Below are 12,533 nucleotides of genomic sequence, written 5' to 3'. Positions count from 1 at the left end.
TACGGGGCATGGCGTCCGAGGCCACGACGATCGATGTGGATGGGCGCGAGCTGCGGGTGTCGAGCGGCTCGCGGGTCATCTTCCCGGAGACCGACCGCACGGCGGCGGTCACGAAGCTCGACGTGGTGAAGTACTACCTCAGCGTCGGCGACGGGATCATGCGCGCGTTGCGCGAGCGGCCGGTCACGCTGGAGCGCTGGCCGAAGGGCGTGCACGACGGGATCGTCGTCTCCACGCGCGAGAGGGGCGGCGGCGACGCGTTCTTCCAGAAGCGGATCCCGAGGGGCGCCCCGGACTACGTCGAGACGGCGCGGATCGCGTTCCCGTCGGGCCGCTTCGCCGACGAGGTCTGCCCGACCGAGCTGGCCGTCGTCGGCTGGTGCGCGCAGATGGGCACGATCACGTTCCACCCGTGGCCGGTCCGGCGCGCCGACGTCGACCACCCGGACGAGCTGCGCATCGACCTCGACCCGCAGCCCGGGACCGACTTCGACGACGCCGTCCGCGTCGCCGGGACCGCGCGCGAGCTGTTGAGGGACCTGGGCTACGTGGGCTTCCCCAAGACGTCCGGTGGGCGCGGCGTGCACATCTACGTCCGGATCGAGCCGCGGTGGACGTTCACCGACGTCCGCCACGCGGCGATCGCCTTCGGCCGCGAGCTGGAGCGGCGGCTGCCCGGCGAGGTCACCACCAAGTGGTGGAAGGAAGAGCGCGGTGAGCGTATCTTCGTCGACTACAACCAGAACGCGCGCGACCGGACGATCGCGTCGCCCTACTCGATCCGGCCGAGGGCGGGCGCGCCGGTCAGCGCGCCCGTGGAGTGGGACGAGCTGCCCGCGATCCGGCCCGAGGACTTCACGGTCGCCACGATGCCCGCGCGCTTCGCGGAGGTCGGCGACCTGCACGCAACGATCGACGACGTCCACCACTCGCTGCAGCCGCTGCTCGACATGTATGAGAAGGACGAGGCGGGCGACATGCCCTACCCGCCCGACTACCCCAAGATGCCCGGCGAGCCCAAGCGCGTCCAGCCCTCGCGCGACCGCGACCGGCCGAGGGACGAGGACTAGCTCAGTCCGCGGGCGAGCCCTGCGGGAGCCTCTTGGCCCCGCGCAGCGGCGCGGGCGCCGAGGCGGGCGGGACGACCGGGCCGATGTCGCCGTCGGGCGCCTCGTCGAGGTCGACGATCACCGGCGCGTGGTCGCTCGGGCCCTTGCCCTTGCGGGCCTTGCGGTCGACCCAGGCGGCGGCGACCCGCGGCGCGATCTCCTCGCCGGCCAGGACCAGGTCGATGCGCATCCCCAGGTCCTGGTGGAACATCCCCGCGCGGTAGTCCCAGTAGGTGAAGAGGCGGCGCTCGTCGGGCCAGCGGTCGCGGACGACGTCGTGCAGGCCGATCGACTGCAGGTCGGCGAGCGCGTCGCGCTCCGGCGCGGTGACGTGCGTGTGGCCCTCGTAGGCCTCGGGGTCGAAGACGTCGTCGTCGGTCGGGGCGATGTTGATGTCCCCGCACACGACCGCGCGTGCGGCGTCCGGCGCGACCATGTCCTTCAGCGCCTTCAGCCACGCCAGCTTGTAGTTGTAGTGGTCGCTCCCCGGCGAGCGCCCGTTGGGGACGTAGACGCCGGTGACGCGCACGCCGCCGCACGTCGCGCTGACCGCGCGCGCCTCGGGATCCGGGAAGCCGGGCCCTCCCGGGATGCCGCGGACGACGTCCTCCAGCCCGACCTTCGACAGGATCGCGACGCCGTTCCACGACACCTCGCCGTACGTCGCGACCTCGTATCCGCGCGTGCTCAGCTCGTCGCCGAACAGCTCGGTGAACGCGTCGTCGGTGAGCTTCGTCTCCTGCAGGCAGACGACGTCCGGCCGGCGCTCGTCGAGCCACGGCAGCAGCCGCGGGAGCCGCTGCTTGACGCTGTTCACGTTCCAGGTGACGATCCGCATCGCTCGCAACGGTACGGGGTCAGGCCGCGACGATCGCCTGGAGCTCGTCGAGCGAGTCGGCGATCACCTTCGCGAGCTTCGGGACGCGCCTGCGCGTCGGCGGGATCGCCGCCCAGCGCTCGAAGCCGACGCGGAAGGCCGCCAACCCCGCCTGGCTGGCGAGCGACGCGGTCGTCGCGTCGGTGCCGCGGGCCTCCAGCTCGGCGGCCAGCGCGGCGCCGATCCTCGCCATCTTGATCAGCTCGCGCTCCTGCAGCTCGGGGTGCGCGGTGATGATCGCCTGGCGCTCGCGGGTGTGATCGAGGTCGCTGCCGACCAGGTCGGCGCCCGCGGTCAGGGCCAGCGCGACGGCCTCGATCGGCGTGGCGTCGGCGGGCGCGCCGGCGATCGCGGCGGTCATCGCGTCCTGCAGGATCTCGCCGCCGCCGAACAGCACCTCGCGCTTGTCGGCGAAGTGGCGGAAGAACGTGCGCTTGGTCAGCCCCGCGCGCTCGGCGATGTCGGCGACGGTCGTGGCGTCGTAGCCGCGCTCGGCGAAGAGCTCCATCGCCGCCTGTCCCAGGCGGCCGTGTGCGTCGGGTAACCAGCGGGCCACGTCCGGGAGTCTACCCTGATGTCACCGGGTGCCATCAGGCGTGCTACGCTGCCTTCACGGCGATGACACCGAATGTCATCAGAATACCCCTCTGACCCCTGAGGAGACTCCCCATGGCTCGTTACTTCGTCACCGGCGCGTCGGGCTGGATCGGCATCCCGCTGGTCCAGGACCTGGTCGCCAGCGGCCATTCCGTGCTCGGCCTCGCCCGCTCCGACGAGGGCGCCACCCGCGTCGAGGCCGCGGGCGGCGACGTCCTGCGCGGCAACCTCGACGACCTCGACTCGCTGCGCACCGGCGCCGAGCAGAGCGACGGCGTCATCCACCTGGCGTTCAAGCACGACGACTTCTCACAGCTCAACGCCGCCGCCCTCACGGACCGCGCGGCGATCGCGCTGTTCGGCGACATCCTCGAGAACACCAACAAGCCGCTGGTCATCGCGTCGGGCTCGCTCGGCGTGACCCACCCCGGCGGCGGCCTCGCCGTCGAGTCCGACCCGGCGCCGGAGATCCCCGGCTTCGAGCGCCCGCTCAACGCGATCGCCGCGCTGGCGCTCGCCGACCGCGGCGTGCGCAGCTCGGTCGTGCGCCTCCCGCCGACCGTGCACGGCGACGGCGACAAGGGCTTCGTGCCGTGGATCATCAGCTGCGCGCGCGAGCACGGCCGCTCCGCCTACGTCGGCGACGGCGCCAACCGCTGGCCTGCCGCGCACGTGAGCGACGCCGCCCGCGTCTTCCGGCTCGCGGCCGACAGCGCGCAGCCCGGCTCGGTCCTGCACGCGATCGACGACACCGGCGTCCCGATCAAGGACATCGCGACGGTCATCGGCCGCCACCTCGACCTGCCGGTCGAGTCGATCCCCGCCGACCAGGCCGCCGAGCACTTCGCCTGGATGGCCGGCTTCATCGGCTTCGACAACCCCATGTCGTCGGAGCTCACCCGCAACACCTACAACTGGACGCCGACCGGCCCGGGCCTGATCGAGGACCTCGAGGCGGGGCACTACTTCCAGAGCTAGGACGTCGTCCTCGGCGTCGCCGGCACGCGTAGCGCGACATGCCCCGGGGAAGGCCCGGGGCATGTCGATCGTGATCGTCGGTGCGGGACCCAACCTCGGTGCGGCAGTGGCGCGCCGGTTCGGGCGCGAGGGGATGGCGGTGGGGTTGGTCGCGCGCAACCGGGAGAAGTTGGAGCGGTTGGCGGGGGAGCTGCGGGAGGATGGGCTCACCGTCGATGCCGCCGCGGCCGACATCCGCGACAGCGCGGGGTTGAGCGAGGCCATCAGGTCGCTCGCCGCGTCGCTCGGTGAGGTCGAGGTGCTGGAGTACTCGCCGCTGCCCGCCAGGGAGTTCATGAAGCCGATCCTCGAGACGACGGTCGACGATGTCCGTGGGCCGTTGGAGTTCAGCGTGCTGGGCTCGGTTGCCGCGGCGACCGCGGTCCTGCCGGCGATGCTCGACGCGGGCAAGGGCACCATCTTGTTCACGACCGGCGGCGCGGCGATCAACCCGTACCCGTTGCGCGCGGGCGTCGGGATCTCGTTCGCGGGGGAGGTCGCCTACGCGCGGATGCTCCACGACGAGCTGCGCGACCGCGGCATCCACGTCGGCCACACGGCGATCGCCGGCCGGATCGCGCCGGGCGAGGACCACGAGCCCGACGAGGTCGCCGACCTGCTCTTCCAGCACCACGCCGAGCGCGCGCAGTTCCAGGTCCGGCTCGGGATCGACTAGCCCTGCGGCGCGCCCAGGACGCGCGGTTGCTCACCCCTTCGGCTTGCGGACCCTCACCCTGGTGACCAGGACCTGCCTGCCGCCCCTGACCGCGCCGGTCACGTCGACCGTGCCCCTCCAGGTCCCGGCGCGCTGCCAGGAGACCGTGCAGCGCACGTGGATCCTGGACGTCCCGACCCGCTTGCAGCTCGCCCTGTAGCGCTTGCCCTGCGTGAACTTCTTGCCGTAGGACTTCTTGAGCGCGGCCTTCGCGGAGGCCGCCGCCTTCGTCAGCGCGACCGTCCTAACGGCGACGGTCCTGGACGACGGGGGCGTCCTGGTCGACGCGCCGCCGGTGGTCCCACCGCCGGGCGTCGTGGTCGAGCCGCCGCCGGTCCTCCCGCCGCCGGGCAGCGTGATCCCGCCGGGCGGGATGGTCCTCGCACCGGCGGGCGGCGCCCCGGCCGGCCGGTTGATGACCGTGCCGCCGACGTAGTAGTACACGCTGTCGGCGAAGATGTAGAGGCACAGCCGCTCCGGCCCCGGGTCGGCCGCGCCGGTCCAGGCGCGTGGCGTGATCATCCCGACCTCGGTCGTCGGACCGGTGTTCTGGACGTCGCCGTTCCACGCGTTGAACGGATCGGCGGGGTAGGTCGTCGGGCAGTCGCCGTCGCCGAAGAAGTTCTCGAGGTCGGCGTAGTAGTCGCACTGCTCGTCGGGCGCGCACGTGCGCTGGGCGGTGACGTTGAACGTCACGGTCGTGGCGTCGGTCGCGGTGACCTGCAGCGACCCGCTGACGGTCGCGGCGCCCGCGCTTGCAGCCGACAGAGCCAGCGCGACGATCGCGACGATGAACCCGACCACTCGAATGCGCACGTGCAGACTCTAACCGTTCGGACACACCTGTGGCTACCTATTACCCGAAGGTCGAGGATCCGCGGACACGCGATACTGCGCCGATGAAGCTGCGCGGTCGCCGGGACGAGTGCGCCGCGCTCGACGCGCTGCTGGCGCACGTGCGCGGCGGCCAGAGCGAGGTCCTGGTCCTGCGCGGCGAGGCCGGGATCGGCAAGACCGTCCTGCTCGAGCACGCCGCGGAGCAGGCGACGGCGGGCGGCGTCCGGGTCGCGCGCTGCGTTGGCGTCCAGGGCGAGATGGAGCTGGCGTTCGCCGGCCTGCACCAGCTCTGCGGCGGCCTGCTCGACGACGGCCTGCGCGCGCTGCCCGCCCCGCAGCAGGACGCGCTGCGCGTCGCGTTCGGCCTCCAGCAGGGCGAGACGCCGAACCGCTTCCTGGTCGCGCTCGCCACGCTGAGCCTGCTCGCCGAGGCCGCCGAGGCGGCGCCGCTGGTGTGCCTGTTCGACGACGCGCAGTGGCTGGACTCCGCCTCGGCGCAGGTGCTGGCGTTCGTCGCGCGGCGGCTGCTGGCCGAGCGGATCGGGATGGTCTTCGCGGTCCGCGACCAGGGCGGCGCCGAGCTCGCGGGGCTGCCCGAGCTGCGGGTCGAAGGGCTCTCGGACGCCGACGCGCTGGCGCTCCTGCAGGCCACCCTCCATGGCCCGGTCGACGCGCCCGTGCGCGACAGGATCCTCGCCGAGACGCGCGGCAACCCGCTCGCGCTGCTGGAGCTGCCGCGCGGCCTGGCGCCCGCCGAGCTGGCCGGCGGCTTCGGCCTTCCGGACGCGCGCCCGCTGGCCGGCCGGATCGAGCAGACGTTCCACGCGCGCGTGACCGCGCTGCCCGCCGCGACCCAGACGCTGCTGCTGATCGCCGCCGCCGAGCCGGTCGGCGACACCGCGCTGCTGTGGCGCGCGGCCGACGCGCTCGGCGTCGGGACCGAGGCGGCGTGGCCGGCCGAGACGGCGGACCTGATCGACCTCGGCGCGCGCGTGCGCTTCACCCATCCGCTGGTCCGCTCGGCGGTCTACCGCGCCGCGGGCGCGGGGGCGCGCCGCGAGGTCCACGCCGCGCTGGCCGCGGCGACCGATGCGGCGCTGGACCCGGACCGGCGCGCCTGGCACCTCGCGGGCGCGGCGACCGGCCCCGACGCGGCGGTCGCGGCGGAGCTGGCGTCCTCGGCGGCGCGGGCGCGGCGGCGCGGCGGGCTGGCGGCGGCGGCCGCGTTCCTGCAGCGCGCGGCGGAGCTGACGCCGGCGGGCGTCGTGCGGGTGGACCGGGCGCTGGACGCCGCGCAGGCCAAGCTCGACGTCGCGGACGCCGCGGCGGCGGCGGACCTCCTGGCGGTCGCCGAGCACGGTGTCGCCCTCGACGACCTGCGCCGCGCGCGGGTCGAGCGGCTCGGCGCGCAGATCGCGTTCGCGCGCTGGCGCGGGCGCGAGGCGGCTCCGCTCCTGCTCGCCGCGGCGCAGCGGCTGGACGCGCTCGACGCCGGGATGGCGCGCGCGACCTACCTGGAGGCCCTGGCCGCCGCGACGTACGCGGGGCGGCTCGGCGACGGCCCGGACGAGGCGGAGATCGCGCGCGCCGTTGTTGATGGGGTCGCTCCGGAGCTGGGCGCGGCCGACGCGTTGTTGAACGGGTTGGTCGTGCGCTTCACCGACGGCTACGCGGCGGCCGCCGAGCCGATCCGGGCCGCGCTGCGCGCGTTCGACCCCGACGGCGGCACCGACGCCGAGCGCCGCTGGCTGTGGCTCGCGTGCCGGATGGCGCAGGACCTGTGGGACGACGAGCTGTGGCACGACCTCGCGACGCGCGGCGTCCGCGTCGCGCGCGAGACCGGCGCGCTGCACCTGCTGCCGTCGATGGCCAACTACCTGGCGGTCTACCGCGTGCACTCCGGGGCACTGGCGGCGGGCGCGGCGCTGGCCGACGAGGTCGACGCGCTGACCGCCGCGACCGGCCTGCCGCCGCTGAAGTACGGGGCGTTCATGGTCGTCGCGGCGCAGGGCGACGACGCGGCGGCCGCGGGGATGTTCCGGTTCGGGTTCGCGAGCGCGAACGAGCGCGGCGAGGGGTCGGCGCTCGGCGTGGCGACGTGGATGCTCGCGCTCATGCACAACGGCGCGGGGCGCCACGACGAGGCGCTGCTGTCCGCGCGTGAGGTCGGCGAGTACGAGGACGTGATCGCCTACGGCTGGGCGCTGGCCGAGCTGGTCGAGGCGGCCGTGCGCTGCGACCGGCCGGAGGAGGCGGGCGCCGCGCTGGGCGAGCTGCGCGAGCGGACGCAGGCGGCCGGGACGCCGTGGGCGCTGGGCGTCGAGGCGCGCTGCGCGGCGCTCGTGACGGGCGACGAAGACAAGTACCTTGAGTCGATCGCGCTGCTGGAGCGCAGCCGCGCGGCGCTGGACCTGGCCCGCGCGCGGCTCGGCTACGGCGAGTGGCTGCGGGCGGCCGGGCGGCGCGGCGACGCGCGCGACCAGCTGCGCGCCGCGCACAGCGACTTCACGCGCTTCGGCGCGGCCGCGTTCGCCGAGCGCGCGCGGCGCGAGCTGCTGGCGACGGGCGAGGCGGTCGTGGCGGCCCCGGCTGACGGCGGGCGTCCGGTCCTGACGCCGCAGGAGGCGGAGGTCGCGCGCCTGGCGCGGGCGGGCCACACGAACCCGGAGATCGGCGCGCAGCTCTACATCAGCCCGCGCACCGTCGAGTACCACCTGCACAAGGTCTACCGCAAGCTCGACGTCTCGACCCGCCACGAACTGCGCGACGCGCTGCCCTGCGCCTAGCCGAGCAGCAGGCCCGCTCCGGGGTCGGCACGACGGCCTCGGCATCTGAGAAGGTCATCACTGATGGCTTCTGATGATTTTGGAGCAGATACCGACAGTTCCCGCGAAACGACTCTCAGACGGCTTCACGCCGAGGGCCGGACGCTTGAAGACATGGGGCATGCCTTCGGCATCACGCGAGAACGAGCACGCCAGCTCCTCGAAGACATGGGTCTGAACAACCGCGATGCTCAAGCGCGGCGAGTGGCCTGGCTGTCCGAGACGCGCGGCGACGAGATCGAGCAGGCGTTCCTTGAGGAACGCGACGATGCGCTTGTCGCCGAACGATTGGGGCTCCGGAGAGCAGACGTCGAAGCGGTCGTAGATGGGCGTCTGCCTGACACAAAGGTGCTCAGACAACGGCCGACGGCCCATCAGCCGCGGTATAGCGACCTGGATCTCATCAGGCTCCTGCGTGAGGCCGCAAAGCAATTGCACGAGCCGTTGGCTCACGACGCGTATAACACCTGGGCGCAGGGACAGAAATTTGATGATGGCCGCTCAGCGCCTACCCACCAGACGATGGCACTCCGCTGGGGGTCGTGGCGGGCCGCATTGAAGAACGCGGGGTTGGAGGTCGGGCCGCGACTCGGGCCGCGAAGCGCGTTGACGCGTCAAGCGGTGGTCGCAGCCGTCGTCGAGTGCTGGCGAGATTTGGGTGGCCCACCGACGGTCGCGGTGTATGACGCGTGGTCCGCCGGTCGCTCTGACGTCCCGTCGTCGGCTTCGGCCCGGAAGTTCATAGACGGGTGGCAGGATGCTCGGCTTTCCGCGTGGGAGATCATCCATAACATCTCGCTACCCCGAACGGACCTCCCGGGAGTCGAGCGGGTTGAGCCGGATCCGGAGAGCGGCGAGCCGATCCTGGCGGTCCAAGGTCAAGCTGGTGAGGGATTGTCAAATGACGACCGCAACCCTCCGGTGGAGGAGGTCGGAGTGCCATATCGGCCTGCCGACGAGGAGGCAGATCCGAACCCAGCTGCTCTCGCCGCACCCGACCCGGAACTCGTGCGGGCGGCGTGGCGATCACATGCGCGGCTTCAGAACGAACTCGCTGATCTCGCGCGTGCGGCTGGGCTTGTTCCGCTCTCACCCCATCGCGATCCGAGGTTCGATATCGCATGGCGTTCGCAAGCAGGCACCCTCGTGATCTGCGAGGTGAAGTCTGCGGACATCGATACCGGCGAAGCGCAGATCCGTGCAGCGTTCGCGCAAGTGCTCCGCTATCAGCTCGGCGCTGAGAGGCGCTTCGGCGAGGCGGTCGAAGCGCGTATCTACATAGAACGGGAGCCTGACGAGCTTTGGCTCGCGCTGTGCGATCGCTTCGGTCTGAAAGTGGCCTTTCCACCGCACGCACGGACGCTCATCGACGAGTGATCCACAAGGACGCGCTGCCCTGCGCCTAGCCGAGCAGCAGGCCGCGGACGATGCGTTGGGCGACCTCCTCGTCGGCGGTGTCGGTGCGGCCGCGGAGAGCGAGGGTCGCGGCTTCGATCGCGGCGAGCAGGGAGCCGGCGAGGACGGTCGCGGAGGGGCCGGGGCCGATCGCGCCGGTGCGGCGGCCCGCGAGGATCAGGCGGCGGACGCGCTGGACGAGGTCGGCGACGTGGTCCTGGACGGCGGCGGCGATCGGCGCGCCGGCGGTCTCGACGCGCAGGACGATCATCACGCCGGCGACGTCGCGGCGGCAGTAGACCGCGTGGCGGCGGGCGAGCTCGGTCAGGGCCTGGACCGGATCGAGTCCATCATCTTGCAGGACCGTGCCGACCTCGGCCTCCCAGGTCTCGCGGACCCAGGCGACGGTCGCGAGGACGAGCGCGTCCTTGTCCTTGAACTGGTGGTAGAGCGCGCCGCGCGTGTAGCCCGCCGCGGTCGCGACGTCGTCGAGCTTCAGCGCGCCGTAGCCGCCGCGCGAGATGCCGCGCGCGGTCGCCTCCAGCAGCGCGGCGCGCGAGGCGGCGCGGCGCTGGGCCTGCGTGCTCACCCCGCGACGCGCTTCATCAGCGCGGGGTAGACGAGCAGGCGCCGGAACGGGCGGATCGCCAACATGTACGCCTTGCCCTTGACGCCGTTGGGCTTGACGAGCACCGCCATCTGCGCGCGGTACGTGCCGTCGCCCGCCGGGACCCAGCCGAGGTGCATCACGCCGTGCATCGTGGCGTTCGCGACCTCGGCGGCGAACTCGTCGTGGGTCTCGTAGAGCGGCGCGAACGGCAGGTGCGCGAACGCGCGGGAGCGCGCGGCGGCGGTGTCGCGCAGGTCGTCCGGGACGCGGTCGCGCAGCGTCGCGACGCGCCCGCCGGTCCCGGCGTCGTCGCCGTCCCAGCCCAGCAGCGCGCCGAGCTTCCAGCGGATCGCCCACAGCGCCCGGACGGCCGGCGGCCCACCGCGCTCGGCGTCGAGCGCGCAGACCTGGTCGACGACCTGCGGGAAGTCGTCGGGCCCCGCGGTCACCGGCAGGGCCCAGACGTCCTCCAGCGCGAAGTCCGGGGCGACCGCGTGGATCGCCCAGGGGTAGGCCGAATGCGCGCTGTCGGGCAACCGGCCGCTCTCTGACATACGTGCACGCATGTACGTAAGCGTAGGGCGACCGGTTGCTCAGCGCAAGGCGGGCCACCGCTATCGCGTGGGGTGCTCCCAGGCGAAGCCGTCCGGGTCGGTGAACGGCGCGGTGTCGCCGGTGACGATCGCGATGCGATGGGCGCCGCTGCCCTCGGGCGCGACGCCCGCGTCCTTGGCCAGCGCGCCGCGGCCGTAGAGCGCGAGCTTGATCGCGTGCGGGTCGTTGTTGGCGAACTGCACGTACTTGCTGCCAAAGGACCTGTCGACGGTCAGGCCCTGCTGCTCGTAGAAGCGCTTGCTCTCCTTGACGTCGTCGGCGCCGAGCAGGAGCACGAGCTCGTCGATCGCGCGGACCGCCGGGCCCTTGTCCTTCTTGGCCGACGTCGCGACCTTCCAGAGTGTGCCGTCCGGCGCCTGGACGACGCCGCCGTAGCCCCACATCGACTTCTTGGGGTCCTTGATCACCGTCGCGCCGGCGGCCTTCGCGGAGTTGATGTAGGAGTCGACGACGCTCGGCTGCGCGACGACCAGCGACAGCGTGAACGCGCGGAAGCCGGTGCTCGGCTCGGCGCCGGCGGCGCGCACCTGCACCCGGTCGCCGAGGCCGAACGCCTCCTCGTAGAACGCCTCGGCGGCGCCGGGATCGGCGGCTTCGAGGACGACGGATGCGATCGCGGTCTGCGTTGCGGTGGGCATGGGAAGCAACCTACGTCCGGCCCCGCGGCCGCGCTTCTCCATTCCTGATCCGTTGCTAGGCGGGCGGTGCGGTGGTGCTCGGTGGAGCGGTAGTGGCGGGCGGGGTGGAGGTCGTCGGCGGGGCCGGCGTCGAGGGCTGCGGCTTGGGCCTCGGCGGCTTGGGCTTCTGCGCGGGCGGGTTGGTGATCTGGCCCGACGGTGAGAGGCGCAGCGCGCGGGAGCCGAAGTCGAGCCTGGAGAGGCGCGCGACGAGGTGGGCGGACGCGTGGGTGGGGTCGACGTGCGGCAGGCCCGGGCCGGTCAGCTTGAGCGGCAGGAAGCGGCCGCCGGTCAGCGCGCCGGTGGCGTTGAGGTCGACGCGCAGCAGGCCGCTGAGGCTGAGGACGCCGCCGCGGGCGAAGTTCCTGTAGCCCGCGAGGTTGCCGAGGGAGTAGGCGATCGTGCGCCTGTTGTAGATCTCGATCCCGCGCAGGACGTGCGGGCCGGAGCCGAGGACGAGGTCGGCGCCCGCGTCGACGGCGGTGTGCGCGAACGCGCGCAGGTTGCCGCGCAGCTCGCCGAACGCCTGCTCCTCGCCGAACGGCACGCGGGTCTGCCCGGCGCCCTCGGCGCCGCCGTGCATGAAGACGATCACGACGTTGGCGTTCGCCGCGGCCTGCGCGACGAGGCGGTGGGCCGCGACGAGGTCGCGGATCGGCGACGTCCACGGGTAGGCCGAGAACCCCAACAACGCGACGCGCGTCCTGTCGAGCGAGATGTAGGTGATCTCAGAAGGCCGCCCGGTGAAGGCGACGCCGACGTGGCGCAGCGCCAGGATCGTCTGCCCGAGGCCGGTCGCGCCGAAGTCCCACGCGTGGTTGTTTGCGAGGTTGACCGCGTCGACCCCGGCGCGCGTCAGCCCCGCGGCGTTGCCCGCGGGCGCCTGGAACGCGAAGCACGTCGGCGTCGGGACCGGGCACTTCGTCGATCCGCCGGCGCCGAGCGTGCCCTCGAGGTTGACGGTCGTCAGGTCGGCGGCGCGCATCGTGCTCGCGACGCCCGCGAGCATGCCGCGCGCGTGGTCGGGCGGCAGCCCGTACCGCGAGCCGAGCGTGACGTCGCCGCCCCAGATCACCGTCAGCGGCCGGCCGGGCGGCAGCCTGGCGGCGGCGACCGCGGCATCCGCGGCGCCGTCGCCATGGTCGCCGGCGCCCACCAGCGCGCCGGCCGTGCCGGCGCACACCGCGATCGCCAGCGCGGCCGCGAGGCGGCGAGTGGTGAGCTGCCTCTGGCGGTCAGCGTTGCGCAAGTTGAGGTGG

General features: G+C 73.2%; 13 protein-coding genes and 1 pseudogene. 6 read left to right on the top strand and 8 right to left on the bottom strand.

Annotation, left to right across the window (positions count from 1 at the left end; all coding sequences use genetic code 11):
- The first annotated feature begins 8 nt into the window (after positions 1-8).
- A complete protein-coding gene (locus H030_RS0102025) occupies positions 9-1,070 on the top strand; it encodes a DNA polymerase domain-containing protein (RefSeq protein ID WP_027004882.1) in 1,062 nt (353 codons plus the stop codon).
- 1 nt (position 1,071) lies between these two features.
- Here the strand turns inward: H030_RS0102025 and H030_RS0102020 are convergent, their stop codons facing one another.
- Entirely contained in the window at positions 1,072-1,947 is an 876-nt protein-coding gene (locus H030_RS0102020) for an exodeoxyribonuclease III (protein WP_027004881.1), read from the bottom strand.
- Between the two features lie 19 nt (positions 1,948-1,966).
- Positions 1,967-2,542 (bottom strand): TetR/AcrR family transcriptional regulator, encoded by a 576-nt coding sequence (locus tag H030_RS0102015; RefSeq protein ID WP_027004880.1) that lies wholly within the window; start codon positions 2,540-2,542, stop codon positions 1,967-1,969.
- 113 nt (positions 2,543-2,655) lie between these two features.
- Here H030_RS0102015 and H030_RS0102010 point away from each other — a divergent pair, with 113 nt between their 5' ends.
- Together H030_RS0102010 and H030_RS0102005 are read left to right on the top strand one after the other, a co-directional pair.
- Positions 2,656-3,561, top strand: coding sequence for an SDR family oxidoreductase (locus H030_RS0102010; protein ID WP_035125743.1), 906 nt, complete (start codon positions 2,656-2,658; stop codon positions 3,559-3,561).
- Positions 3,562-3,622: 61 nt separating this feature from the next.
- Positions 3,623-4,276 (top strand): SDR family NAD(P)-dependent oxidoreductase, encoded by a 654-nt coding sequence (locus H030_RS0102005; protein ID WP_027004878.1) that lies wholly within the window; start codon positions 3,623-3,625, stop codon positions 4,274-4,276.
- A gap of 30 nt (positions 4,277-4,306) precedes the next feature.
- Here H030_RS0102005 and H030_RS0102000 read toward each other — a convergent pair whose 3' ends face one another.
- A complete protein-coding gene (locus H030_RS0102000; RefSeq protein ID WP_155891792.1) occupies positions 4,307-5,131 on the bottom strand; it encodes a hypothetical protein in 825 nt (274 codons plus the stop codon).
- Between the two features lie 83 nt (positions 5,132-5,214).
- Between H030_RS0102000 and H030_RS0101995 the strand changes: the two genes are divergently transcribed.
- Positions 5,215-7,938, top strand: a complete 2,724-nt coding sequence (locus H030_RS0101995) for a helix-turn-helix transcriptional regulator (protein ID WP_035125741.1) — start codon at positions 5,215-5,217, stop codon at positions 7,936-7,938.
- A gap of 57 nt (positions 7,939-7,995) precedes the next feature.
- Here the strand turns inward: H030_RS0101995 and H030_RS39990 are convergent, their stop codons facing one another.
- Positions 7,996-8,430: a hypothetical protein gene (locus H030_RS39990; protein WP_155891791.1), complete on the bottom strand. Its 435-nt coding sequence runs from the start codon at positions 8,428-8,430 to the stop codon at positions 7,996-7,998.
- Here H030_RS39990 and H030_RS40600 point away from each other — a divergent pair.
- Positions 8,410-8,493 (top strand): annotated as a pseudogene (locus H030_RS40600) (hypothetical protein); the annotation flags it as partial. The gene H030_RS39990 and the pseudogene H030_RS40600 overlap by 21 nt on opposite strands.
- Positions 8,494-8,598: 105 nt before the next feature.
- On the top strand, positions 8,599-9,354 hold the full coding sequence (locus H030_RS39985; protein ID WP_155891790.1) for a hypothetical protein: 756 nt from the start codon (positions 8,599-8,601) through the stop codon (positions 9,352-9,354).
- Positions 9,355-9,379: 25 nt separating this feature from the next.
- Here the strand turns inward: H030_RS39985 and H030_RS28555 are convergent, their stop codons facing one another.
- From H030_RS28555 to H030_RS28550, 4 genes are read right to left on the bottom strand one after another with little or no spacing between them, the layout of a single operon-like run.
- The gene (locus H030_RS28555; protein WP_051221486.1) at positions 9,380-9,961 is read right to left on the bottom strand and encodes a TetR/AcrR family transcriptional regulator; all 582 of its coding nucleotides are present in this window, start codon (positions 9,959-9,961) and stop codon (positions 9,380-9,382) included.
- Positions 9,958-10,536 (bottom strand): DUF2867 domain-containing protein, encoded by a 579-nt coding sequence (locus H030_RS0101975; protein WP_027004873.1) that lies wholly within the window; start codon positions 10,534-10,536, stop codon positions 9,958-9,960. Before H030_RS0101975 ends, H030_RS28555 begins: the two co-directional genes overlap by 4 nt.
- A gap of 60 nt (positions 10,537-10,596) precedes the next feature.
- A complete protein-coding gene (locus tag H030_RS0101970; protein ID WP_027004872.1) occupies positions 10,597-11,235 on the bottom strand; it encodes a glyoxalase in 639 nt (212 codons plus the stop codon).
- Between the two features lie 55 nt (positions 11,236-11,290).
- Entirely contained in the window at positions 11,291-12,523 is a 1,233-nt protein-coding gene (locus H030_RS28550) for a CapA family protein (protein WP_051221484.1), read from the bottom strand.
- Between the last annotated feature and the right edge of the window lie 10 nt (positions 12,524-12,533).

It is taken from the genome of Conexibacter woesei Iso977N (assembly GCF_000424625.1).
In the GTDB taxonomy this organism is placed as follows: Bacteria; Actinomycetota; Thermoleophilia; order Solirubrobacterales; family Solirubrobacteraceae; genus Baekduia; species Baekduia woesei_A.
The sequence above is the reverse complement of the archived record's forward strand: the minus strand, read 5'-3'. Positions and strand labels throughout refer to the sequence as shown.

Coding starts and splice junctions, on each gene's coding strand:
- H030_RS0101970 (WP_027004872.1), bottom strand. CDS start 11,235: ATGCCCACCGCAACGCAGACCGCGATCGCATCCGTCGTCCTCGAAGCC.
- H030_RS0102005 (WP_027004878.1), top strand. CDS start 3,623: ATGTCGATCGTGATCGTCGGTGCGGGACCCAACCTCGGTGCGGCAGTG.
- H030_RS0102020 (WP_027004881.1), bottom strand. CDS start 1,947: ATGCGGATCGTCACCTGGAACGTGAACAGCGTCAAGCAGCGGCTCCCG.
- H030_RS0102025 (WP_027004882.1), top strand. CDS start 9: ATGGCGTCCGAGGCCACGACGATCGATGTGGATGGGCGCGAGCTGCGG.
- H030_RS0102010 (WP_035125743.1), top strand. CDS start 2,656: ATGGCTCGTTACTTCGTCACCGGCGCGTCGGGCTGGATCGGCATCCCG.
- H030_RS0101975 (WP_027004873.1), bottom strand. CDS start 10,536: ATGTCAGAGAGCGGCCGGTTGCCCGACAGCGCGCATTCGGCCTACCCC.
- H030_RS0101995 (WP_035125741.1), top strand. CDS start 5,215: ATGAAGCTGCGCGGTCGCCGGGACGAGTGCGCCGCGCTCGACGCGCTG.